This window comes from Mucilaginibacter sp. 5C4, from assembly GCF_034345625.1.
Taxonomy (GTDB): domain Bacteria; phylum Bacteroidota; class Bacteroidia; order Sphingobacteriales; family Sphingobacteriaceae; genus Mucilaginibacter; species Mucilaginibacter aurantiaciroseus.
The window spans coordinates 376,629-401,453 of record NZ_CP133775.1 but is presented as its reverse complement, the minus strand read 5'-3'; the positions used below and the strand labels follow the sequence as shown (position 1 = coordinate 401,453).

The 24,825-nt window shown below is 43.4% G+C and carries 23 protein-coding genes and 1 pseudogene; 8 read left to right on the top strand and 16 right to left on the bottom strand.

The window, feature by feature from the left end; all coding sequences use genetic code 11:
• Positions 1-62: 62 nt before the first annotated feature.
• Complete coding sequence (locus RHM67_RS01820; RefSeq protein WP_322230068.1) at positions 63-1,094, bottom strand: YihY/virulence factor BrkB family protein; 1,032 nt, start codon at positions 1,092-1,094, stop codon at positions 63-65.
• A 59-nt stretch (positions 1,095-1,153) separates the two neighbouring features.
• On the opposite strand from RHM67_RS01820, the gene RHM67_RS01815 reads away from it, so the two are divergent.
• On the top strand, positions 1,154-1,765 hold the full coding sequence (locus RHM67_RS01815) for a phosphoglycerate mutase family protein (protein WP_322230066.1): 612 nt from the start codon (positions 1,154-1,156) through the stop codon (positions 1,763-1,765).
• A 58-nt stretch (positions 1,766-1,823) separates the two neighbouring features.
• Here the strand turns inward: RHM67_RS01815 and RHM67_RS01810 are convergent, their stop codons facing one another.
• From RHM67_RS01810 to RHM67_RS01800, 3 genes are all read right to left on the bottom strand, one after another.
• Positions 1,824-3,050 carry an alanine dehydrogenase gene (locus RHM67_RS01810; RefSeq protein ID WP_322230064.1) on the bottom strand — a complete coding sequence of 409 codons (1,227 nt, stop codon included), beginning with the start codon at positions 3,048-3,050 and terminating at the stop codon, positions 1,824-1,826.
• A 49-nt stretch (positions 3,051-3,099) separates the two neighbouring features.
• Positions 3,100-3,519: a tRNA (adenosine(37)-N6)-threonylcarbamoyltransferase complex ATPase subunit type 1 TsaE gene (gene tsaE / locus RHM67_RS01805; RefSeq protein ID WP_322230062.1), complete on the bottom strand. Its 420-nt coding sequence runs from the start codon at positions 3,517-3,519 to the stop codon at positions 3,100-3,102.
• Between the two features lie 121 nt (positions 3,520-3,640).
• Entirely contained in the window at positions 3,641-5,194 is a 1,554-nt protein-coding gene (locus RHM67_RS01800; protein WP_322230059.1) for a bifunctional response regulator/alkaline phosphatase family protein, read from the bottom strand.
• Between the two features lie 139 nt (positions 5,195-5,333).
• Between RHM67_RS01800 and RHM67_RS01795 the strand changes: the two genes are divergently transcribed.
• The 6 genes and pseudogenes from RHM67_RS01795 to RHM67_RS01770 all read left to right on the top strand — a co-directional run.
• Entirely contained in the window at positions 5,334-6,560 is a 1,227-nt protein-coding gene (locus tag RHM67_RS01795; RefSeq protein WP_322230056.1) for an HD domain-containing protein, read from the top strand.
• A 133-nt stretch (positions 6,561-6,693) separates the two neighbouring features.
• Positions 6,694-7,740, top strand: a complete 1,047-nt coding sequence (gene lpxD, locus RHM67_RS01790) for a UDP-3-O-(3-hydroxymyristoyl)glucosamine N-acyltransferase (RefSeq protein ID WP_322230053.1) — start codon at positions 6,694-6,696, stop codon at positions 7,738-7,740.
• A 93-nt stretch (positions 7,741-7,833) separates the two neighbouring features.
• Complete coding sequence (locus tag RHM67_RS01785; RefSeq protein WP_322230050.1) at positions 7,834-9,231, top strand: bifunctional UDP-3-O-[3-hydroxymyristoyl] N-acetylglucosamine deacetylase/3-hydroxyacyl-ACP dehydratase; 1,398 nt, start codon at positions 7,834-7,836, stop codon at positions 9,229-9,231.
• A 1-nt stretch (position 9,232) separates the two neighbouring features.
• Positions 9,233-10,018, top strand: a complete 786-nt coding sequence (lpxA, locus tag RHM67_RS01780; RefSeq protein ID WP_252758757.1) for an acyl-ACP--UDP-N-acetylglucosamine O-acyltransferase — start codon at positions 9,233-9,235, stop codon at positions 10,016-10,018.
• Positions 10,019-10,109: 91 nt separating this feature from the next.
• Positions 10,110-10,730 (top strand): ABC transporter ATP-binding protein, encoded by a 621-nt coding sequence (locus RHM67_RS01775; RefSeq protein ID WP_322230046.1) that lies wholly within the window; start codon positions 10,110-10,112, stop codon positions 10,728-10,730.
• Positions 10,717-10,863, top strand: a pseudogene (locus tag RHM67_RS01770) (hypothetical protein); the annotation flags it as partial. The gene RHM67_RS01775 and the pseudogene RHM67_RS01770, both read left to right, overlap by 14 nt.
• A gap of 259 nt (positions 10,864-11,122) precedes the next feature.
• Here RHM67_RS01770 and RHM67_RS01765 read toward each other — a convergent pair.
• The 4 genes from RHM67_RS01765 to RHM67_RS01750 all read right to left on the bottom strand — a co-directional run bounded on the left by RHM67_RS01765 (position 11,123) and on the right by RHM67_RS01750 (position 17,556).
• Positions 11,123-12,661 carry a YifB family Mg chelatase-like AAA ATPase gene (locus RHM67_RS01765; protein WP_322230044.1) on the bottom strand — a complete coding sequence of 513 codons (1,539 nt, stop codon included), beginning with the start codon at positions 12,659-12,661 and terminating at the stop codon, positions 11,123-11,125.
• Between the two features lie 181 nt (positions 12,662-12,842).
• Positions 12,843-13,220, bottom strand: coding sequence for a hypothetical protein (locus tag RHM67_RS01760; protein ID WP_322230041.1), 378 nt, complete (start codon positions 13,218-13,220; stop codon positions 12,843-12,845).
• A 192-nt stretch (positions 13,221-13,412) separates the two neighbouring features.
• Positions 13,413-15,032, bottom strand: coding sequence for a M1 family metallopeptidase (locus RHM67_RS01755; RefSeq protein WP_322230038.1), 1,620 nt, complete (start codon positions 15,030-15,032; stop codon positions 13,413-13,415).
• A gap of 67 nt (positions 15,033-15,099) precedes the next feature.
• Entirely contained in the window at positions 15,100-17,556 is a 2,457-nt protein-coding gene (locus tag RHM67_RS01750; RefSeq protein WP_322230036.1) for a DUF5916 domain-containing protein, read from the bottom strand.
• 233 nt (positions 17,557-17,789) lie between these two features.
• Between RHM67_RS01750 and ffh the strand changes: the two genes are divergently transcribed.
• Positions 17,790-19,118: a signal recognition particle protein gene (gene ffh / locus RHM67_RS01745; RefSeq protein ID WP_322230034.1), complete on the top strand. Its 1,329-nt coding sequence runs from the start codon at positions 17,790-17,792 to the stop codon at positions 19,116-19,118.
• Positions 19,119-19,349: 231 nt separating this feature from the next.
• Here ffh and RHM67_RS01740 read toward each other — a convergent pair whose 3' ends face one another.
• The 8 genes from RHM67_RS01740 to ruvX form a co-directional block, all read right to left on the bottom strand.
• Positions 19,350-20,378 carry a DUF3078 domain-containing protein gene (locus RHM67_RS01740; RefSeq protein WP_322230032.1) on the bottom strand — a complete coding sequence of 343 codons (1,029 nt, stop codon included), beginning with the start codon at positions 20,376-20,378 and terminating at the stop codon, positions 19,350-19,352.
• Between the two features lie 43 nt (positions 20,379-20,421).
• Positions 20,422-20,751 (bottom strand): hypothetical protein, encoded by a 330-nt coding sequence (locus RHM67_RS01735; protein WP_322230030.1) that lies wholly within the window; start codon positions 20,749-20,751, stop codon positions 20,422-20,424.
• Complete coding sequence (locus tag RHM67_RS01730) at positions 20,730-21,485, bottom strand: hypothetical protein (protein ID WP_322230028.1); 756 nt, start codon at positions 21,483-21,485, stop codon at positions 20,730-20,732. Before RHM67_RS01730 ends, RHM67_RS01735 begins: the two co-directional genes overlap by 22 nt.
• Before the next feature lie 62 nt (positions 21,486-21,547).
• On the bottom strand, positions 21,548-22,378 hold the full coding sequence (locus RHM67_RS01725; protein WP_322230026.1) for a glucosaminidase domain-containing protein: 831 nt from the start codon (positions 22,376-22,378) through the stop codon (positions 21,548-21,550).
• 47 nt (positions 22,379-22,425) lie between these two features.
• Positions 22,426-22,977, bottom strand: a complete 552-nt coding sequence (locus tag RHM67_RS01720; RefSeq protein ID WP_322230024.1) for a glucosaminidase domain-containing protein — start codon at positions 22,975-22,977, stop codon at positions 22,426-22,428.
• Between the two features lie 2 nt (positions 22,978-22,979).
• On the bottom strand, positions 22,980-23,618 hold the full coding sequence (locus tag RHM67_RS01715) for an O-methyltransferase (protein WP_322230022.1): 639 nt from the start codon (positions 23,616-23,618) through the stop codon (positions 22,980-22,982).
• Positions 23,619-23,753: 135 nt separating this feature from the next.
• Entirely contained in the window at positions 23,754-24,029 is a 276-nt protein-coding gene (locus tag RHM67_RS01710) for a GxxExxY protein (protein WP_322230019.1), read from the bottom strand.
• A gap of 330 nt (positions 24,030-24,359) precedes the next feature.
• Complete coding sequence (ruvX, locus tag RHM67_RS01705; RefSeq protein ID WP_322230016.1) at positions 24,360-24,770, bottom strand: Holliday junction resolvase RuvX; 411 nt, start codon at positions 24,768-24,770, stop codon at positions 24,360-24,362.
• Positions 24,771-24,825: the final 55 nt, after the last annotated feature.

Genomic DNA, 24,825 nt, shown 5'->3' with positions numbered 1-24,825 from the left:
AGCTAAATCTACAGTTTATTTTATAAAAAATAACACAATAGTTTAGCCCCCAGTCACCTGCACTAACAGCTCTCCGGCTTTTTCCCGTCTTTGTCGTCGTCGCACTTTAGGGCTCCGCGCAGTTCTGGGTTTTGCAAAGGCAGCGTAGTGAGCTTTCTTTCCACCTCGGTTTGTTGTACAACAACAGCATATGCCGCAGGTTCAATACGGCTACCCTGCGCTTCAGCGTAAACCTGGGTAAACTCGGCACCGATATATAATATAGCGGCGGTATAATAGATCCACACAAGGATCACGATAAGCGCCCCGGCGGTACCATATACCGACCCCTGGGCTGTATATTGTATATATAAACTAATGATATATTGGCCAATGATGAAAAGAATGGCCGTAAATATTGCTCCCGAACGTACATCTTTCCACTTGATCTTAACATCCGGAAGCACTTTAAATATAACCCCGAAAAGAACAGAAATAACCAGGAGCGTAATACCAATATTAACGGTAAATAAAAATGTTTCACCAACAACCCCGGCAATGTCTTTGCCCAATAATTTAGGTAAGAATGCAATTATCTTATCACTAACGGCACTTATAATGATGTTCACCAGTAAAGAAGCCAATAATAAAAAGCCAAGGCTAACGATCAGCGAAAAAGAAAGGAACCTGTTTTTGAGCATTTGAACCCACCCCCTTTTAGGTTTGGCTTTAACGCGCCATATGGTGTTAAGAGAGTCTTGTATTTCGATAAAAATACTGCTGGCACCTAATAACAATGTAGCGATGCTTATGGCTAATCCAATCCCGCTTTTGCCGGCAATATCCTGCGATTGTATAGTGCTTTGGATCTGCAACGTACCTTGTTTACCAATATAATGCTGGATCTGGTCGTAAAAACCCTGGCGATAACTGCCGTCTTTTAAAAATATCCCGGCAAGGGCAAGTATTAATAACAACAAAGGCGCTAATGAAAAAACGGTATAATATGCTAATGACGCACTTAGTTTTAAACCATTATCGTTAGAAAAACCACTGAAGGTGGCCATTAACACTTTCCATAGTTGTTTTAAATACTCTTTACTGAATAATTTCATATCAAAAATCGAATATATTTGTTAGCGCCTTGTATTATAAAAAAAGATAACACCATTTTATGAAAATTGTAATGATGCCGGCTAAATTTTTAAGGTTATTGTTTATTTTTTTGTTACTAAGCAATTTTAGTGCCTCGGCACAAAAAACCACTATTTGGATCGTTGGCCATGCCGAAAAAGTGACCAATATTAAGCAAGATGAAGACCCTGCTTTAAGCGCGGCAGGCACCAAACGCGCCGAAGCTTTAGCTAAGGAATTAAAGGGTGAACACATTAAAGCCATATACGTAACCAAGTATAAACGCACTGGCTTAACCGCCCGACCGCTGGCTTATAAAGCCAAAATATTACCGCGCGTTTATGTAGATACCGCCTTAAATGTATTTGCCAAAACCATCATCAAAAATTTTAGGGGCGAAAATGTTTTAGTTATTGGACACTCTAACACGGTAATGAAACTTTTAGAAGCTTTTGGTGCCGATGTACCTTTTCCATCATCATTGGATGAGGAAGATTACGATATGCTTTTTAAAGTAACCATAAAAGATAACGGGAAGAGAGAACTGGCTATCGATTACTATGGCGAAAAACACCACACGAATGAAATCCCTGAAAAATATCAGCCGGAGATTAACCACCCGGAAGCCGTAAGGCCGTTTACTAACTATTAAATAGGGCCAAGAAGCATTTAGGTTGTCCTAATTCTTGATTCTTATTATCCTGATTCTATTAATGATTGGATACAACTAACAGGTCAAGATCTTTACAAGGGATATTGAAACGCTCGCCAATGTGTTTGTTGGTAAGGTGCCCTTGGTAAATATATACCGCCTTGCGGATGCCTGCCTTTTGCCAGATCATGTTTTTTAGCCCGCCCATTTCGCCAATATCTAATAAGATAGGTGCAAATATGTTGGTTAGCGCATATGTTGCGGTACGTGCCACACGAGAAGCGATATTAGGAACACAATAATGAATTACATCGTACTTGCGGAAAACCGGGTGCGTATGGTTGGTAACTTCTGATGTTTCGAAACAGCCGCCCTGGTCAATACTCACATCAATAATAACCGAATTTGGTTTCATTTTGCTTACGGTAGTTTCAGATACGATCTGCGGACTGCGCCCGTCATCGGCCCTGATGGCACCAATGGCAACATCGCAGGTGGTGATGGCTTTTTCTAATACAATGGGTTGCACCACCGATGTAAACACCCGTGTGCCAATATTATTTTGTAAACGGCGAAGCTTATAAATAGACGGATCAAAAACCTTAACCTGTGCACCTAAAGAGATGGCGGTACGCGCTGCGTATTCGCCTACTGTACCTGCGCCAATTATAACAATTTCTGTTGGAGGGACACCGGTGATGCCGCCCAGCATCAGGCCTTTACCTTCAAAAATATTGCTCAGGTATTCCGCAGCGATGAGTATGGATGTTGCACCCACAATTTCGCTCATGGCGCGAACCACCGTCAAGGAGCCCCCTTCATCCTCTAAATGCTCAAAACATAATGCGGTAATCTTTTTCTTCATCAGGGCGTGCAGGCAATCGGCTTTTAGGGTTGATAGCTGCAGGGCAGATATAAGCAGTTGCCCGGGCTTCATCATTTCTATCTCCTCCATAGTAGGCGGGGCTATTTTAATGATGATATCGGCTTCGTAAACTTTTTTGGTGTCGTAAACTATCTGGGCACCTTGTTCGCTGTAATTGTTGTCGGTAAAGTTGGCGGCCTGGCCGGCGTTGCTTTCCAGCATCACTTCGTGGCCGTTGTTGATCAGCAGCGCTACCGACAGCGGGGTAAGCGGGATCCGGTTTTCCTGGAAGGAGACCTCCTTGGGGATGCCAATATAAAGTTTGCCTTTTTTGCTCTTAATTTCCAGCATCGATTCCTGGGGCTGCATCATTGCCTGCCTGGCAACATCTGAAAACCCGCTGTATTTCCCTGTACTCATGTTACATTATTTTTTCCGGATGATGAAGATAAGAAAAAAACAGGATTGCTTATGAAATGTTTTCAACGCTTATTTGCCTGCTGGTAGCATCTATAACATGTATGCGCACACCGGTATAGCTATCGGGAATAAGATTAGCAATTTTTTCCGGCCACTCTATAAAACAGTAATTGCCCGAGTAAAAATATTCCTCGTAGCCCATATCAAGCGCCTCATTCTGATCTTTTAACCGATAAAAATCAAAATGATAAACCGGGCCATCCTGCCCTTCGTATTGGTTTACGATAGAAAACGTAGGGCTGGTAGCCGCATCTAAAACGCCTAATTGTGAACAAAGCGCTTTAATAAGCGTGGTTTTGCCCGCACCCATATCTCCGTAAAAAAGGAAAATGCGGGTATCGCCGGCGAAGTTTAATATACCCGATGCTACCTGGGGTAGTTCGGCGGTTGATGTGATGTGTAAGTCCATAGTTTAATCCCCTAACGTCATCGCGGGGTACGAAGCACTCTCTTTGCTTTACAGAGCCGCTCTGTAAGTAGGGGATTGCTTCGTACCCCGCAATAACGGGGTGAATTTAATATTTCAATTCCTATTTCGGCCCGTAGGTAACTATCGGGATAATCATTTCTTCTAACGAGATCCCGCCGTGCTGGAAGGTCTCGTTATAAAAATTAACAAAGTGGTTATAGTTATTAGGGTATACAAAGTAACTATCGCCCTTGGCAAATACAAAGCTGCTGCTTACGTGCAGCTTAGGTAGCATGGCATCATGCGGGTTACGGATATGGAATACCTCTTTGGCGTTATAATTTAGGTTTTTACCTTGTTTGTAACGCAGGTTGGTATTGGTATTACGGTCGCCGATGATCTTGCTGGGGTTTTTAACACGAATGGTACCGTGGTCTGTTGTGATAACCACCCTTACCTGTTTTGATGCCAGGAATTTCAACAGGTCGAACAACGGCGAGTGCTCAAACCATGACAGTGTTAGTGAGCGGTAGGCCGCATCATCACTCGCCAGCTCGCGAATCATCTGCATATCTGTACGGGCATGACTAAGCATATCCACAAAATTGTAAACAACCACATTCAGCTCATTATTCATCAGGTTATTTACCGATTCATTCAAAGCACGGCCTTCATCAATATTCAGGATCTTGTGGTAAGAGTGCTTAACATCGCGGCGCAAAACACGTTTCAGCTGGTCGGCAACAAAATCGGCTTCGAACAAGTTCTTACCGCCTTCGTCCTCGTCATTTTGCCATTTTTGTGGGTAACGGCTTTCCATTTCCAATGGCATTAAGCCCGAGAAAATAGCGTTACGCGCGTATTGCGTAGCCGTTGGTAATATACTGTAATAGGTATCTTCTTCCTCTAACCTAAAGTATTCTGATATAATGGGGTTAATGATCTTAAACTGATCGTAACGAAGGTTATCGATCAATATAAAGAAAACCGGCCCCTTGCCATCCAGCTTAGGGAACACCTTTTTCTTAAATAACTGCGGTGATGATGTTGGCCCGTTCTCGGGGTCTTTTATCCAACTCAAATAATTGCGTTCTACAAACTTGCAGAACTGTACGTTGGCTTCAGCTTTTTGCAAGGTCAGTATCTCGTGCATCCCGGCATCTTCCAGGGTTTCCAGTTCAAGTTCCCAATAAATGAGTTTTTTGTAAACATCAACCCATTCCTGGTAGCTCAAGTTATCGTTAAGCGTCATACCCAGGTTACGGAAATCCTGCTGATAGGCCATGGTGGTTTTAGCGCCAACAAGCTTTTTATTTTCGGTGAGTTTCTTTATCGTAAGCAGTATCTGCTTCGGGTGTACGGGCTTTATCAGGTAGTCATCAATTTTCGACCCGATGGCATCCTCCATCAAATACTCTTCCTCGTTTTTGGTGATGAGCACAATAGGGATATCGTTATTGATGTTCTTTATTTGTTGTAGTGTTTCCAGTCCGGTTAGGCCGGGCATATTCTCATCCAGGAAAACCAAGTCGAAATACTGCTTTTTAAATTCCTCAATGGCATCGTTACCGTTAGTAACGGTTATTATTTTATATCCCTTTTCGGTTAAGAATAGAACGTGTGGTTTCAGCAGATCAATTTCGTCATCGGCCCATAATATAGTGGTATCCTGCATAATATATTTAATTTTACCCCTCTATAACCTTTAGCGGGTATGTTTTGTTGTAAAAATATACAAAGGATTAACATTAATTAACAAATAGACCGTGCTTGTTTTGTCATAATTCAACACTTTTGTATTCTTAAAAGCTACTTTGAACAAAAAGAAAATCATAAACGACCCGGTTTACGGGTTCATCAGCATACCAACCGAACTGGTGTATGACCTGATAGATCACCCATACTTTCAGCGCCTGCGCTACATTAAACAGCTGGGGATGACCCATTTGGTTTACCCCGGCGCTTTGCATACCCGTTTCCATCATGCTTTAGGCGCTATGCACTTAATGAGCATGGCTATAGAAACCCTTTGCAATAAAGGCGCGGAGATCTCGCCCGAAGAGAAAGAAGGTTTGATGATAGCCATTCTGTTGCACGATATTGGGCACGGGCCATTCTCGCACGCTTTGGAGCATACCATTGTTGATGAAATAGACCACGAGGATATTTCTATCCTGCTGATGAATAAGCTAAACGAAGAGTTTGAAGGCAAACTTTCTTTAGCCATCAGCATATTTACAGGCAGCCACCCCAAGCACTTTTTGCACCAGTTAGTATCCAGCCAATTGGACATGGACAGGATGGACTACCTGAACAGGGACAGCTATTTTACCGGCGTATCCGAAGGCGTTATCAGTTCCGACAGGATCATTAAAATGCTTACCGTAAAGGATGACAGCATTGCGGTGGAGGAGAAAGGTATTTACTCGATAGAAAAATTCCTGATCGCCCGCAGGCTAATGTACTGGCAGGTTTACCTCCACAAAACCGTAATAGCTGCAGAGCAATTGCTTTGCAAAATATTTACCCGTAGCCGCGAACTGGCTTTGCAGGGTACACACTTCCCACTAACACCGGCCTTAAGCTATTTCCTGGAGAATTTTATAACCAAGGCAGAATTTATGGCGAGCGATAAGCATTTAAAAACCTTCGCTTTGCTTGATGATACAGACGTGATGGCCGCGGTAAAGATATGGGCCGATAGCCCGGATTTTGTACTATCTAAACTTTGCCATAACCTAATAAACCGCAGGCTTTACCACGTAGATATTACTAATGAAGTTCCAAACGCTGATTTTATTAAACAGTTGACCGCCAGCGCTATGGAAAAATATAACATTAGCGAACACGAGGCTTCTTATTTTGTATTTGATGATGACATCCGCAACAATGCCTATAACAAGGGTGATGGCAACATTCATATTCTGAAGAAGAACGGCGACATTACAGATATTACCCTCGCCAGCGATAATTCAAACCTGGAGGCTTTATCAAAAACTGTAAAAAAATATATACTTTGCTATGCCAAAGAACTGTTTTAGTGTGGTGTTCCGGTAACTATCGGGAAGAGCGTTGTTTATTGGTGAGTTAGTTAATATTGGCTACTTAAAAAAACTCTTTTGGTACCCATTATTAATAATTTGTTGCTATGGTTTTAACATTTAAATTTGTACGATGCAATTTACCGCAAAGGATATAGCCTTTATGCTAAATGGAACAGTTGAAGGCGATCCGCTTGTGGAGGCCAATCACCTGGCCAAAATAGAAGAAGGCGGCACCGGTTCTTTATCATTTTTAGCTAACCCTAAATATGAGCAATACCTGTATACTACCAATGCCTCGGTTGTAATAGTAAATAACAGCCTGCAACTAACCGCGCCGGTAAAAGCAACCCTTATTAGGGTTGAGAATGCTTACTCTTCTTTTACTCTGCTGCTCGAACAATATAATACCATCAAACTAAATAAATCGGGCGTAGAGGAACCACATTTTATCCATAAATCGGCTAAAATTGGTAAACACCCTTACATCGGCGCATTTGCCTATATTAGCCAGGATGTAGTGTTGGGCGATAATTGCAAGATCTATCCGGGCTGTTACATTGCAGACAATGTAAAGCTGGGTAATAATGTAACATTGTTCCCCGGTGTAAAGGTTTACTTTGATTGTATTATTGGCGATAATGTAGTAATACACTCAGGGGCTGTTATAGGCAGCGACGGTTTTGGCTTTGCACCCAACCCAGATGGAACCTATACCAAAGTAGCGCAAATAGGTAACGTTGTTATTGAAGATAACGTTGAAGTGGGCGCTAACACAACTATAGACAGGGCCACCATGGGCTCAACTTATGTGCGCAATGGTGCTAAGTTGGATAATTTGGTGCAGATAGCTCACAATGTTGACATAGGCCAAAACACCGTAATTGCTGCCCAAGCGGGTATTGCCGGGAGCACCAAACTGGGCGAAAACGTAATGCTTGGCGGCCAGGTGGGCGTAGTAGGCCACATTACTCTTGCTAAGGGCACCAAGATACAGGCACAGTCTGGGGTTGGTCGCACTATTAAAGAGGAAGGAAAAAGCTGGGCGGGGTCGCCCGCTATTGCTTACACTGCCGATATGCGTTCGAACGTAGTAGTAGGCCGCCTGCCCGAACTGGAAAGAAGAGTTAACGAACTGGAAAAGATTATAAAAGAACTTAAGAATAGAGATGTTCATTAGTTCAATTGTTTATTAGTTTATTAAGCTTGTATGCTATATAATAAACTATTTACCAATGAACCATTGAACCGATGAACCAATGAACATCATAACATGAATGTAAAACAAAGAACTATTAAGGAGCCCGTATCAGTTTCGGGTACAGGTTTACACACAGGGCAAAGCGTTACCCTCACGTTTAACCCCGCACCGGAGAAACATGGTTATAAGTTCCGCAGGGTTGATTTGCCCGGCCAGCCAATTATCGATGCCGATGTGGATAACGTTACCGATACCTCAAGAGGTACAACATTAACCCAAAACGGAGCGAGTGTTAGCACTGTTGAACACGTGCTTGCCGCCTTGGTTGGTTTGGAGATAGACAACGTGCTGATTGATATGGACGGCCCCGAAACTCCTATCATGGACGGTAGCTCGATACAATTTATTGATGCTATTGAAAAAGCCGGTTTTGAAGAACAAGCGGCCGATAGGGAATATTACCACATCCCATATAACATCCACTACTCGGAGCCCGACCGTAAGGTTGATATGGTAGCCATGCCTTTAGATGATGATTACCGTTTTACCTGTATGGTTGATTATAACTCGCAGGTATTGGGTAGTCAGCATGCAACTATTTCAAGCTTATCTGAATTTAAAAAAGAGATCGCATCAAGCCGTACTTTCTGCTTTTTGCATGAACTGGAAATGCTGGTTAAGCACGACTTGATAAAAGGCGGCGATTTAAACAATGCCATTGTTGTTGTTGATAAAGAAGTTGACGAAGAAGAGCTTGCCAATCTGGCAAAACTGTTCAACCGTAAAGATATAAATGTTGCCCCACAAGGGATTTTAAATAACATCGAGCTTCGTCACCAGAATGAGCCGGCACGCCACAAACTGCTGGATATGATCGGCGATCTTGCTTTGGTTGGTGTGCCGCTAAAGGGGCATATTATGGCTGCAAGGCCGGGCCACGCGGCAAACGTTGCCTTTGCTAAAAAGATAAAAACGCTTATCAAAAAAGAACGCAGCCGCAAACACGTTAAGGTTTACGACCCTAACATGACCCCGGTTTACGATACTGTTCAAATCATGAACATATTGCCGCACCGCCCGCCATTGTTGCTGATAGATAAGATCTTAGAGCTTACCAAAACCCACGTGGTTGGTTTAAAAGCCGTAACCATGAACGAGCCGTTCTTTGTAGGCCACTTCCCCGGCGCACCTGTTATGCCGGGTGTATTGCAGATAGAAGCGATGGCGCAAACAGGCGGTATATTGGTGTTAAACACCGTGCCCGATCCTGAAAACTGGTTGACACTGTTCCTTAAAATTGAAAATGCAAGGTTTAAAGACAAGGTTTTACCCGGCGATACGTTAATATTCCGTTGCGATCTGATAGCGCCCATCCGCCGTGGCATTGCGCAAATGAAAGGTATTGGCATGGTTGGCGAAAAAATTGTAGTAGAGGCCGAGCTAATGGCACAAATAGTTAGATATAAATAATATGATACAGCCTTTAGCATATATACACCCACAGGCAAAAATTGCCGATAACGTGGTTATCGAGCCGTTTGTAACCATCCACAAAGATGTGGAAATTGGCGAAGGCACCTGGGTGGGCTCAAACTCCGTAATTATGGATGGCGCCCGCATTGGTAAAAATTGCCGTATTTTCCCGGGGGCTGTAGTATCTGCACCGCCGCAAGATCTGAAATATAAAGGTGAAGCCAGCACTGTTACCATTGGCGATAATACCATTATCCGCGAATGCGTAACTCTTAATCGTGGTACTGCGCTCGATAAAAATACTACTACAATCGGCCAAAATTGCCTGTTGATGGCTTATGTACACGTAGCACACGATTGTGTTATTGGCGATAACGTTATCATTGCTAATTCAGTACAATTAGGCGGGCATATTAACATTTATGACTATGCTTTTGTAGGTGGCGGCTCAATGGTGCATCAGTTTGTCGAAATAGGGGCGCATAGCATGATATCCGGCGGTTCGCTGGTACGTAAGGATGTGCCTCCGTTTACGAAGGCGGGGCGAGAACCATTGTCTTATGTTGGTATAAATTCGGTAGGCTTACGCCGCAGGGGTTTTAGTGCTGAAACGATCAACGAGATCCAGGAGATCTACAGGATCATCTTCCTGAAAAAATATAATATGACCAAGGCCTTAGATATTATCGAAGCCGAATTTAACCCAACCGTTGAACGCGATGAGATCATCAACTTTGTGCAGAACTCGCAACGCGGTATCATGAAGGGATTTGGTAGCAGCTAAGAATTGGTTAATAGTTCATGGATCATAGTTCATAGTCAGAATCGAGCGGCTAATTCCATGATCCATGAACTATCAACTATGAACCACCCGCATGAACATCACCCTACAAAACATAGGCCGCCGCTTTAACCGTGAATGGATCTTCAGGGGTATAGATTATACCTTTGAAAATGCCGCCAAATACGCCGTGCTGGGTGCAAATGGCTCGGGGAAATCTACGTTGCTGCAGGTATTAAACGGAAGCCTTGTGCCATCTGTAGGCGTGCTTAAATATGAAGACGCCGGTAAAGAAATTGAAGCCGGTGAGATCTTCAACTACCTAAGTTTAGCGGCCCCATATCTAGAAGTTATTGAAGATTTCTCACTAAATGAAATGATCGACTTTCACTTTAAGTTCAAAAAATTTAAAGCCGGGATGGATAAAAATGCCGTTGCCGATATCCTGAATTTGGAGGGCAGCCGCAATAAACTGGTCAAATACTTTTCATCAGGCATGAAACAACGCCTTAAACTGGCGCTTGCTTTTTGTGCCGATACCCCCATGCTGATGCTGGATGAGCCCACCTCTAACCTGGATACCCAGGGCATAGACTGGTACCTGAGCCTCGTAGAAAAATTTAGCGAGAACCGCCTAACCATCGTTTGCTCAAATCAAGAGCACGAGTACAGCTTCTGCGAAAACAGGTTAAGCATAGCCGATTACAAGGGTTAAAGCATCTTATGTAAAAAATGGCAACGTGCTTCGCTTTAACGGCCAGCTGGTACAGGTAGAAGCATTTTTACACCGCACGCCGGGCAACCTGCGGGTGTTTTACCAGGCACGCATGCGTAAGGTAAAATCGGCTTAGGTGGTGGAGTACCGTTTCCGTACTGATGAAGCGGTTGAGATAGCACGTGTAGAAACCACAGGTGCTTATGCAGAGCGTTTAAAGGCCTAAATTTGACAGTAAAACGCCAAGATCTTCAATCTTTTGATTTTAAGGCGATTGCGCTTTTCAACGGGTGTTCACGGCGTGAACGTGAACACTTAAAAGTCTAATTATCGGGATAGTTGCTTTTTTGGGAATAAAAATAACGGCCTCTGAGGACAGGGGCCTTTTCTGTCTACCCTGCCCAGCCTTCACGGTCGAGGCTGCGGAAATTGATAGCTTCGGCAAGGTGTTCTAACAGGATTTCTTCGCTGCCGGCAAGGTCGGCAATGGTACGGGCAACTTTTAATATGCGGTCGTAAGCACGGGCGGAAAGACCAAGCTTTTCCATGGCCTTTTTTAGTAAGGTTTGGCCTGCGGTTGTAATTTTACAAACATCGCGCACCATCTGCGGGCTCATTTGGGCGTTCGCGTGCAGGTCAGGGCGTTCGCCAAACCTTTCTATCTGCAATTCGCGGGCTTTGATCACCCTATCGCGAATCAGTTCACTTTTCTCGGCCAGCCTGTCTGACGATAGCTCACTAAAATTAACCGGCGTAACCTCCACATGCAGGTCTATACGGTCCAACAACGGGCCCGAGATCTTGCTTAAATATTTCTGCACAGTTCCCGGCGGGCAAATACATTCCTTTTCGGGGTGGTTATAATATCCGCAAGGGCATGGGTTCATACTGGCTACCAGCATAAAGCTGCTTGGATAATCAACCGTAAACTTAGCACGGGAGATGGTAACTTTCCGCTCTTCTAAGGGCTGGCGCATTACTTCTAAAGCGCTGCGCTTAAACTCGGGCAATTCATCTAAAAACAAAACGCCGTTATGTGCCAGCGAGATCTCGCCGGGCTGTGGGTTGCTGCCCCCGCCAACTAAGGCTACGTCTGAAATTGTATGATGCGGAGAACGGAATGGCCTGGTAGTAACCAATGCATCCGCTGCAGAGAGTTTCCCGGCTACGGAGTGGATCTTGGTAGTTTCTAATGATTCATGCAAACTCAATGGTGGCAAAATCGACGGCAACCTCCGTGCAAGCATGGTTTTACCTGCTCCCGGCGGGCCTATCAATATTACATTATGGCCGCCCGCGGCGGCTATTTCTAAGGCTCGTTTTATATTTTCCTGCCCACGCACTTCGCTAAAATCGCTATCGTAGGCAGTAAGGCAGTTGTAAAATTCATCGCGGGTATTTACAACTTCGGGCTCGAGGGTAGCCGTGCCGTTAAAAAAGTCGGCAACTTGTTTGATGTTTTCAACACCGTAAACTTCCAGGTTATCTACAATGGCGGCTTCGCGGCTATTTTGCTTTGGCAGGATAAAGCCTTTATACCCTTCCTTACGCGCCTGAATAGCAATAGGCAAAGCGCCCTTAATGGGCTGCAGGCCGCCATCTAAGGACAGCTCGCCCATAATAAGGTATTTATCCAGGTTCTCTACATCTATTTGGCCGGATGCCGCTAAAACACCGGTAGCGATGGTAAGGTCATAGGCCGAGCCTTCCTTTTTAATATCTGCAGGGGCCATATTAACCACCACTTGCTGGCGGGGCATACGATAACCACAATTTTTAAGGGCCGAATCTATGCGGAAATAACTTTCTTTAATGGCTACATCCGGCAGGCCAACCACAAAATATTTGGTACCCGGCGCAATATTCACTTCAACTGTAATGGTAATTGCCTGTATACCATAAACTGCACTTCCAAAGGTCTTAACTAACACGTGATAGATTTTTTGTTAAGCGAAAGATATAGATTTTATTTGAGGGAACAGGCGAATACTTTTCGTTTTGCGCCCTAAGAAAACGGGGAGCCCTGATCTTATATGCTTTGCCAAAAAAAAGGCAACAAAAAAACCCGTACCTATGGGCACGGGTTTTGTAAGAATTTGCGCTTTAAGTGCTTTATCTGATTAGGCAAAGGCTACAGGCAAATACTACATTTATCAGTAACACCACCGAAAACAGGTTTTTATTGTGTGCGCTTATGGTTGCCAGGCGCATGTTCAAGCTTTTTAACATCCTGTTGTTTAACAGTATAAAATGATTGATAAGCAAAAAACCTACGGCGCCAAATAAGATAGCTATATAAGTTGAAGTGTTTAACGTTAACCATTGCGCTTTAATCATCAATTTGGTAAACAGCATGGCGTTTGTTAACACCACAATTAGCAAAAAGCTTACGTTAAACAACGATTTAAACTGGGGCAATGAGCCCTGACCGAAATTTTTAAAGTTCCACCTGTAAAACATTACATAAATGGATTGATACGCTTTTGCCATGGTGTTAAAATTTAAGTGAACAGATCGGGTTAATTCTCACAGCAACCTCACCGGGTTGTTATATAGTTCAATTATACGAAAAACATTTAAAAAGGTATAATGTTTTGATTTTTTTAAATTATCAAAATTATATAAGGCCAAATTGCAAATGTCGAAACTAAATTACAATTGGTTCCAATATTTAACAAGCGGTTAATTTACAGGTTTGACAGGTTTTGTATCCGATGGTTTATTTGTTGTATCAAAAGTTGCCAGTAAATTTACGTTAGGGTCGGCCTTTACATCCGGCGTAGCCGATGCAACAGGTACGGTAATGGTAGACGCCACGCCTTTTATATCAGATTTATACAGCTTGCCATCAACCATAAATTCTACCGTTAGCTGGTATGGCTTTTCCTGCAATTGGTTTATGTGTACCGCAAGCGACTTATTTTTCTCCTGGTAATGCCAGGTTATTTTTAATTGCGGGTGCCCGGCATCGCGCAGCCATTGGCTAAAGAATGGTTTCAGGTCTTTGCCGCTTGCTTTCTCCATCACAAGGCGCAGGTCGTTAGTATTGGCGTTGCTGCCGTTGTATTGCTTGTAATATGCTTGTATACCTTTCCAAAAGGCATCGTCGCCAATTTTGCGGCGCAGCATGTGCAACACCCATCCGCCTTTTTGGTAAGCATTGGCATTAAGCATCCCTATCATTTGACCTTTGTAAGCCGAATCTACTACCGGTGCGCGGTACTTCTTCTCGAATCCAAATATCATGTCGCGATCTGTAGCAAGGCGGCTTTTTAATGTATCTGCCCCGTAGGTGCCTTCCATGTATAGGTTGGTCATGTAGGTGGCAAAGCCTTCGCTAAGCCAAACATGCCACCAGGTTTTCTCGCTAACGGCATCGCCAAACCATTGATGGGCTATTTCGTGCGCCATTAAGGGTTCTATGCCTTTATTATCGTTTACCGATTTTTCATAATAAAATATCGCCCCTGCATTTTCCATCCCGCCAAAAATGGTTTTAGACTGCACGTTGGCCAGCTTTTTATACGGGAATGCCCCAATACGTTTTACAAACCACGGCAAGATCTTAGCAGCAACGGCATAGTTCTTTAAGCCCTCTACCTTATCCTCCGGGAATACGTAGCTGTAAACAGGAGTGCCGCCGGGGTTGCCGGGGTTGGCTATCGCAAAATCGGCCACACCTATAACCATTACTTTGGTTGGCAGCTGCGCGGTTTCGCTCCAATGGGTTAGCTTCTTGTTTAGCGGCAAGGGGTTCTCAATAACTTTTAAGCCGTTGGAAACCACTTTATATTTTGCAGGTGCTGTAACCAAAAACTCAACCGAAGCTTTGTCGGCGGGGTCATCTACGCAAGGCAGCCAGTAGCGCGCGCGGGTAGCCCAGTTATCGCCAAAAAAAGTGCGGTGTTTATATTGATTGGTGGAGATGATCAAGCCATCGGTAGGGATACCCTGGTAGGTAATTACATAGTTATGGGTCGATCCTTTTAGCGCTTTGATGTTCAGCACCAGCTTATCGCTGTCTTGCGTGTACTTTACCGGCAGGTTGCTTTCTTTTATGGCCGATACCATCATACCCTTGCCATCTTTGTTTTTCTTATAAAGATCGAGCGCTAACGTGGTGGCCGGTTTAAGAAACTTTGCGGTTATGGTTGCCTGCCCTTTGATCACATTATCGGCATCATTTAAGGTAATGGCGAAGCGGTAATGCTGCACATCAACATTGGCACCCGGCGCCTGGGCATTGGCAGATAAGGCTGCTATTAGCGGCGCGGCAAGCAATAGGTAGATTTTTTTACGCATGTGGTAATATTACAAAAAATACCACAGCTAAAACAAGGAGCATTTAACCATTTCTAATATTTTGACTTTACCCTTTATGGTGTTTCTTTAAACTTTGGAAATCGATATAATAAAGCACCTTAACCGAAAAGTTGTTGTTCTGCGGCTGGTTGTAGGTGTCTCGAAAGTTGTTGTAATAGTTTTGGGTACCCATATTGGTATAGCTTTGTGCCGATTGCTTCCAGGCCAGGCTTATCTCGCTGCCCGGTGTAAACTGCCAAACGTATATCATGTCTATATTCCACAGATTTAGGTTTTGGTCAACATTGTGGTTAAAATCGGTAGTGGTTAAGTTAGCCAGCGCGCCATCCTGGGCCAGGTCAAAAAACTGTTTGTAATTTACCTTGCTCCAGTAATGCCTTAAACGGAAGGTTAAGCCCATAATATTACTAAAGGTGTACTTTACATTAAAAATATTCTGTACGGTTTGTGCATCGCGCAAGCCAACTATTGGGGTTACGTTATCATTTGCTACGGTAGCAAATCCGATGTAATTAATACGCGGACTAACCGTAAAATCGCCACCAACAGAAAACTTGTTGCTTACCCTGTAATTGTAAAACACCTTCAAATCGTTGCCTTTACCATTAAAGCGGTTAAGCCACGCGTTTGAGTAAAAGATGCCAACCGAAAAAGGTTTAGCCTGGTTTGTTTGCAGGTTTAGGTTGAATATAAAACTTTCTGCCGTTTTAAATACCCGGCCCGGCACACGCGGTTCGTAAAAGTCGTTCCCGCTCATGCGGATGTGCCCGTTAAAGTTGGCGTACCAAAAGTTTTTGAAATTCGCCTCGGCACCAAAGTTTTGGTTAAAGTATTGGTAGCTATATGGCGATACGCGGTACGATGAATAGGTATTTGTCCATACATCCCACTTGGTGAAAAAGTGTTTGGGCTTGTAGTTAGCGTATGAAAGGTTTAGGTTATGATCTAAATAGTTGTTATTAAACAAAATGCCCAGGTCATTGGGGTCATATTTTTTATCTACACGATCTTCAGATACGCTCCAGGTAAAATTGCCCAGTGTTTTGCCAAAAGTAACATTGTAGTTGTAGCCCGTAACGGTTTGCTGGCTCCTGTAAAACTTGTTACTCATTAATCCGTAGCCCGAAAGGTTATATGAGTTTTTTTTGTTGTTAAGGTTCCACACCAGGCCACCCACATCGGCAGAGTAGTATTTACCGAAACGGTTAACATTGGTGTTGATAAGTGTTACCGACGAGTTGTTCTTCAGGTTTTGATCGAAAACCAAAATGTTATAGTTGGTTAGCGGGCTTGTTTCTACCTGGCGCTGGTTGCCTGCCGCGTCTTCCACCGTGGCGTAAGCCGTATTAGTAATACCGTTGAAAACACCAATGCCTAACCCTTTTGACGTACGGCCCGATAGTTTGAAAGCGTTGATCAGTTTGGTTTCGGTAGGGTTGCTCACTACAGACTCGCCCGGTTGCAGGTTATCATAAGCCTTGCCATAGTTAAGGGGCTGCCCGCCAACGCGGCGGGTGTAAAACAAATTGCCTTTATTGAACAGCTCGGTACCTTCGGTAAAAAAGGGGCGGTTCTCGTTATATTTTACCTCGAACGGCGTAAGGTTTAGGATCTTGTTATCTGATTGTACCTGCCCAAAATCGGGGATCAGCGTAAGGTCCAGCGTAAAGCTTTCGTTAATGCCGTACTTTACATCCATGCCACCATTTACAGATGCTTTGGTGTTTGGGACGCCTGCCGTATTGTATGGGTAATGGTTTACATAGGTAGAAAAATATGGGTAAAAGGCCAAACGCACCGGCGGAACTATCTTTTCTATCCCCGTAAGGATGCCCTCCTGGTTGATGAATCCGTTCTGCTTGGGGTCAAGCTCGTTCCAAAATAATTGCTGCTGTGTATTCTGTCGTTTGCGGATGATGTTCATCCCCCAGGTTTGGATATCCTTTTTAGCGAAGCGGAGTGCCGAGTAGGGTATTTTTATCTCGGCTGTCCAGCCCAGGCTGTCAATTTTTACCTTGCTTATCCAAACAGCATTCCAGGTAGGGTCTTCGGTATTACCTTCCGAATTTGGCAGGGCGTACTTGGCATCAAACTGCCCGTTGGTTGATGTTACAAAAAAGCCGGCTGCGTTGATGCCATCCTTATAGGTATCGAATATGATTCCGATGAAATCGGCATTACCTATCTGGTCGCGCGTGGCAAATTCACGGGCAATTTTGGCCGGGTCTTTCTCATACATGCGGGCGCCAATGTATATGGCTTCGTTATCGTAAATTATTTTTACTTCGGTGCGGTCGGCAGCGTTCTCGTGTGTGCCGGCATTGGGGCGCAACTGTACAAAATCTGTCGCAAAGGGCACATTTTGCCAAACGGCGTCATCAAGTTCACCATCCACTTTGGGTGCGGCCTGGGTTTTTATAGCCACAAGGGTTTTCTTCTTTTCTTGCGAAAAGGTATTTAGTGATATAGCAAATAGTAATATGGCAAATAAAAAAACTCTCATTCGGGTTGGTTAACAGTTTCGATAAGATGCTCGAAATTTGCAAAACGTTACAGAATATTATGTTAAAATTTGGTTAACAAGTGTTAAAGTTTGCTAATGAGGGAATTGCGCGGCAATATTTATTTTAGCCGGTATAAATGAGGGTATAAAAACCGCGCATGTCATTTTCAGATATATTAGCCAAATCACTTCAAAATCTTAACTTTGTGTCCTCGAAAATATAGGGATTTATAATGTTTGAAAATTTATCGGATAAACTCGACAGGGCGTTTAAAGCACTGAAGGGCCAGGGATCAATTACAGAAATAAACGTGGCCGAAACCATGAAAGAGATCCGCAAGGCTCTTTTGGACGCCGACGTTAACTATAAAACAGCCAAAACCTTTACAGATGATGTAAGGACAAAGGCGATGGGCCAAAACGTATTAACGTCGATCTCGCCGGGCCAGTTGCTTACCAAACTGATGAACGACGAGCTTACCGAGCTTATGGGCGGCACTACTGCCGAACTGGAGCTTAAAGCATCGCCAACCATCATCCTGATAGCGGGTTTGAACGGTGCAGGTAAAACAACCTTTACCGGTAAGCTTGCCAATTACCTTAAAACACAAAAAGGAAAAAAACCATTATTGGTTGCCGGTGATATTTACCGCCCCGCGGCTATTACCCAATTGCAGGTTTTAGGCGAGCAGATAGGTGTACCCGTTTATGCCAACCTGGAATCTAAAGACCCAATTGCCATAGCGCGCGAGGGTATTGCCCTGGCGAAGCAAAACGGCAATAACGTGGTGATTATTGATACCGCGGGCCGTTTAGCTATTGACGAGGCCATGATGGTGGAGATAGAGCAGGTGAAAGCCGCTGTGAACCCACACGAGATATTGTTTGTGGTAGATTCCATGACCGGCCAGGATGCTGTAAACACCGCCAAGGTGTTTAACGATCGCCTTGACTTTACCGGCGTTGTTTTAACCAAGCTTGATGGTGACACCCGCGGTGGTGCGGCGCTATCAATCAAATCCGTTGTTAACAAGCCCATAAAATTTATTGGTACCGGCGAAAAGATGGAAGCGCTTGACGTTTTCCACCCGGATCGTATGGCATCAAGGATCCTGGGCATGGGTGACGTGGTTTCACTTGTTGAACGCGCGCAACAGCAGTTTGACGAGAAGGAAGCTGCCGAGCTGCAACGAAAGATCCGCAAGAACAAATTTGATTTTAACGATTTTTACAGCCAGATACAGCAGATCAAAAAAATGGGTAACATGAAGGATTTGATGGGCATGATACCGGGCGTTGGTAAAATGATGAAAGATGTTGAAGTAAGCGACGATTCTTTTAAAGGTATCGAAGCCATCATCAATTCGATGACGCCAAAGGAAAAGGAAAACCCCGACCTGATCAACCCAAGCCGCCGCAACCGTATTGCCAAAGGCTCGGGCACCGACCTGCAGGAAGTTAACCGCCTAATGAAACAGTTTGACGATATGCGTAAAGTGATGAAACAAATGAGCAACCCCGCTGCCATGGCCAACATGATGCGCAGGATGCCAAAGATGTAACCAAAACATAAAATGAATAGAAAAAGCCCTGACGAATGTTGGGGTTTTTTGTTCCAATTTCTTGCAATAACGCTAATGGATACCGGCGACCTCGGGATGATAAACCAAGGTGAAACTTTGGCGTTTTGAGGTCGAAAAAATGTGTTTTTAAGACGGTAATTATCCCCTTTTTGGTGAGTAATTTCGTGATAATATTAGCACTAAAATAAGATTATAAATCAACCGGGTTTATCACGGAAACTTATACAACACCCCCAGCGCTAAACCCTCTGTAGCCTGTACGCCGGGTTTAGATTTTTTGTCGAACAATATCGTTCCGTTGATAGAAACGTTCACCAGGCGGTTTACCTTGGCAGCCAGTATGGCATCAAAGCGGTGGCGGGTAAAGCTCAGGTCTTGCCCGTAAGGTACAAATACATCATAACGGGCGTTTAAATGCATGTTTTTTGCTATATCCTTATCAAATATGGCTACCATCTGGAACGCGATATCTGTACGGATGCTTTTGCCCCTTTTTACCCCGTAAAGTTCATCTACACCCGGTGCCAGGCTGTTAAAAACCTTATCATCAAGCACAAAGGTTTGCCTTGCGGTACCGGTACCTAAACGAAGATCAAAATAACTCGTAGGCTTATACTCAAAACCTATTGATTCGGTTAAGTAACCCGGCGCCATAAAATTCGATATCAATATCGGCGGGTTCACACCGGCGCCGTCATACTGGTACCCGGTATCAAACTGAGATTCAAACGTTAACGACCCAAAGAAAAACCAGTGCTTGGACATTTGGGTAGCTATCTTATTATCAAAAAAGATCCTGTCGTTACTTTTGCGGGATGACTGGCCTTTGTTTTTTGATTTACCATAAAGCAGGTTCAATTCTGAGGTATAACTGAATGGCGCTTTATTATACTCTATCCGGTAAATAAAGTTGGATGTTAAGGCCACCGCTGTTACACCACCCGCGGCATAGTTATCACTAAAGGCGGCCTGGCTAAAGTTTAACCCAAACGTGATGTACTTGCGCCAGTAGCTTATTTTATAGTCCAGCATAGTAACCGGGATCAGTTCCTGCTGTATCTGGATAGGGGTTGGCGGTACCGGTATGGCATTCTTTTTTGTTTGAATGCGGTATTTATTAAGAATGGTGGTATCAATTTTTACCGTGTCTTTTTTTACTGTATCGGTAGTTTGCGCGTTTACGCCAAACGCCGCTGTAAACATCAGTAAGAAGAATAGTCTGGTACCGGTTTTCAACATAGCCACAAATAAAAAGTAAAAATCTGTTATTTCTATGGTTTAATTAAAAATACCTCATCCAGCCAAACCATTTACGCTGTTTAAGATAAGCCATATCGGCCTCCTTTTCATAAGCCTCCCGCTCAAAAACGATATTTAAGTACGCTTTATTATGCTCGCGATAGATGATAAGATTAACAAAGTAGTTTAGCAGGTACAAAATATAAAAGGGGATAACCAGCAGCTCGGCCTGTTGCCGCAGATGTATCCGTTCGTGATTTATCATAACCTCATCATTCAACAGCGCTTTGTTATTCAGCAAAATGAAAGGAAACAGCGCTATACCGTTTACCTTTAAAAAAGGCGTTACAATTATTTTGTATCCGGCTCCCATTTAACTTGTGGTAAGGGGGCAAGGTCGTATGCGCTTGGCCGGCGTTGGTAGCGTTTTAAATTCTTGCGGATGTAATCTATAAAATCGTAATCGCTTGCCGAGGTAACTAAGTAATAGCCCGGGCGATACTTGTGCATAAAATCGGTAAGCTTGGGTTCTTCCAAGTGGGTTATGCCTTGTACAAAAGCTTTGTTAAAGCGGTAATCGATAATGTTTTGCCGGTATTCGGCATCTATAATACCACGCAACTTTTCGGCATTGCGGCCGCTTTTACTAAAGGCATTATACAAGGCATCAATACCAAAGCCTACGCCACCAGAGCCAATGCTTAGCAAATCGGAATTGTATTGCGGCCCGTAGATCTTACTAAACTCGCGTTGTGTATTAGCCAGGCGCTTTTGCGGGTTTATAAAGCTGTCGCGGATGGTTACCTCGCGCAGTGCTATTGCATTGGGTTTTAAATAAATAGCCAGGGCGGTGTAGTCTTTTATTTTAACCGTATCGCTATAATGATCCTGCTTAGAGAATATCAGCATATCGCCGGGCCTGGCAACAATGTTAAATTCACCTTTAAAATTATTGTAGGCTGATTTACCTGATGTAGCGTTTAACACACTTACTTTAGCAACGCGCGCCTTGCTATCCTTATCAAACACAATACCGGTAACTTCCTTTGTTTGTGCAAAGGTGTTAACGCATAAAATGCTTAAGAAAAAGGAAAGCCACAACTTCATTATAAAGTTTAAAGCTAAACGTTTGGGGAGGGATAAACTATACTTTAACAATCTTTAACACACTATTTCACTACAACAAGTTTCTGCCCAAGCTTAATGCCATAGTCAGATAGTTTGTTTAGCGCTTTTAATTCATCAACAGTGATACCAAAACGTTTAGATATGTTGTATAGTGTGTCGCCTTGCTTTACGGTATAAATTTTATCGTCGGGCGGGGTCTTGGAGATGCTATCCTGCTGGGGTTGGTTAATCGTTTCATTTATCTCGCCCAATACACGGTCTTCGCGTTTTATTTTGGCAAGTTCACCTTCCGGTCGGTCATATTGGTCAAGTTGATATTTGTTGATGATATTAAGTAGCAACTGGGGATATTTAGGGTTGGTAGCATACCCGCAGGCTTTAAGACCATATGCCCATCCTTTAAAATCGTTCTTATCCAGCTCAAAAAGGCGGGCGTAATTTTTCTTCTTTAGAAATTCGGAGTGGTCGCGGAAAGACTCTTCCGGGTTGGCATACACCCTAAAGCAATCGTTTACATTGTCATCGTTCTTATAATAGCTTTCGCCCGGCCAGGTGCTGCCGCATTTTATGCCGAAGTGGTTGTTGGCTATTACCGCAAGGTCGCTGTTGCCGCTGCCACTTTCAAACAAGCCCTGTGCAAGGGTAATGCTCGCGGGTATGCCATAGGTATTCATTTCCTGTATGGCAATGGCTTTAAAACGCTCTATATACTCAAGGGAGGTAAAATCGCGGTGCCCGGCGATGGATCCGCGGTTGCGTTTCTGAATGGTTTTGTTGTTTTTGGATGCTTTACTGCGGCTAATTACGCTTTTGTGGGCCGAGCACGATGTAAATAATAATACGGCAACTAATAATGTATATATCCTACGCATGCAGTTTCAGCTTTGGTCGGCCAAACTTAAGGTTAAAAATATAATTATTAATTGTTATCCGCTAATTCGTCTTTGGCCGGGTTAGCCTCTGCATCGTCATCAAAATCGTTAAGATCATACTTATTGATGATACCTAATACCTGTGCCGACCATTTTTTGCTGCTTGCGTATCCGCCGCGTTGTATGCCTTTTGCCCATCCTTTATAATCGTACTGGGTAAGTTTATCTGCCAAGTGGCTAAACTGCTTACGCTCTGTCATGATGCGGGCAAAATCCTGGAACGATGCCATTACATTGTCGTATTTTTTATATGCCGATCTTACTTTTTTGTTGCCTTTATAGTACACTGCACCACCGCCGCCTTTTACGCCAAATTGATTGTTTAAATTTTGGGCTATAGCGCTTTTTCCGCTTGCGCTTTCGTGCATGGCAACGCCTAAAATGATACTTGCAGGTACGCCGGTTTCGTGCATAATACGAATGGCATTATCTTTGAACTTCTCTATGTATGATTGTGCTGCGCTCTGGGCTAACGCTACTGTTGTTGAGGCAAACAATGCCGAAACTGAAAGAAGTGTAACAGTTAAGAGTTTCTTCATAATTATTTTTTTCTAATGATCAGTAGTCCATCTCGTACAGGCAGAATAAACTTTTCTACCTTTATATTAACAGCTATCTGCTCATTTAGTTTGCGGATGTTCTCGGTATCGGCGTCTTTCTCGGTGCCAAACACCTTTCCTTTCCACAAAACGTTATCAATTATTATTAAGCCTCCGGGCCTTACTTTGTCAATTATTAACTCAAAGTACTTAAAATTATTTCGTTTGTCCGCATCAATAAAAACCAAATCGAAGATAGTATCCTCAAAATCAGCTATTATAGCCTCTGCGGGGCCAATATGAAGTTTAATTTTTTTATCCACATTTGTTGATGCAAAGTGTGAATTAAGCATTTCTTCGAATTCTCCGTTAACTTCAATGGTGTGTAAAACGCCGCCTTCTGCCAGCCCTTCTGCCAAACAAATGGCCGAGTAACCTGTAAAGGTCCCTATCTCTAAAATAAGCTTTGGTTGGATCATTTTGCTGAGCATACTCAGCACACGGCCCTGGTAATGGCCTGACAGCATATGAGGTTTAAGCACCTTCAGGTAAGTGTCCCGATTTATCTTTTGCAAGGCCTCGGGCTCCGGGTCGCAATGGTTATCAAGGTAAGCCTGCAAGGCCGGATCAAGGATTTCCATGGCCACAAAGGTAAGGAAATTATTTTTGACCTTAATTTGCTTGATTAAGGTATTACCTGAGCCTTGCTTTCGCTGTTTCTGAACCATGATTTGCCTGATTGAAGAATTTCTTGATGCCTTGTAAGTCGCGGTCGGCTAAATCAGTTTGTTATTATGGACACGTTTAAACTGTAAACTTTTAGAGCCGAGGTTTATGAGCAAACCGATTTCCATTTTATAAGCTTCCAGGTAATTCATCGCTTGCGCTAAATGAACGTCTTCTAATTGGATGATTGCCTTTAATTCAACCATAATCGCGCCCTCTACAAAAAAATCGACACGGCGAGTTCCAATCTCAATTCCATCATAATAGATAACCATGTCGAGCTCACGCACATAAGACAATCCTGCTTTAGATAGTTCTATAGCCAACGCGCGCTGATAAATGACTTCTTGAAAACCATTGCCTAAACCCCATGTACTTTCATCGCACAGCCAATAATTTTTTGTGTTAAGTCACCATATTTCATGAGGCAATATAATAAAATCACGAAATTCTTCAATCAGGCAAATCATGGTTCAGAACAAATATTGAAAGTAATGGTGGCAGTGTTTTGTCAGTACTTAATAAATCAATTTATTGATTATAAGCAAATTAAAAACATTAGCATGTGTTCACAATCGCGAACGTGAACAAAACCGTCAATGAGAAGCTTAAAATTGGTAACAATCAGGAAATCCTATAATCAGGCTAATCATCGTTCAAAATGATTTACTCATCCAACTCTGCAACAGTATAACCGCCGATATGGTATCCACCAACGCCTTATTCTGCCTGGCTTTTTTGCCCATACCGCTTTGGGCGATTGTGGCAGATGCCATTTTGGAAGTAAAGCGCTCATCAAACATTTCTACCGGGATCTCCGGGAAAGTTCTTTTAAGCAGGTTGGCAAACCCTTTAACATGTATGGCAGATTGTGAGGGGGTATTATCCATCTGCTTGGGTTCGCCGAGCACGAAAAGCTCTACCTGCTCAGTTTGCAGGTATTTTTTAAGGTAATCGATGATTTTTAGGGGGTGGATAGTATCCAATCCTGTCGCGATGATCTGCATCGGGTCGGTAACGGCAATGCCGATGCGCTTTGTACCATAATCGAAAGCCATTATGCGCATAGCTTCGCAGATTTGAGATATGAGATTTGAGATATGAGATGCCGCATAGTTAAAA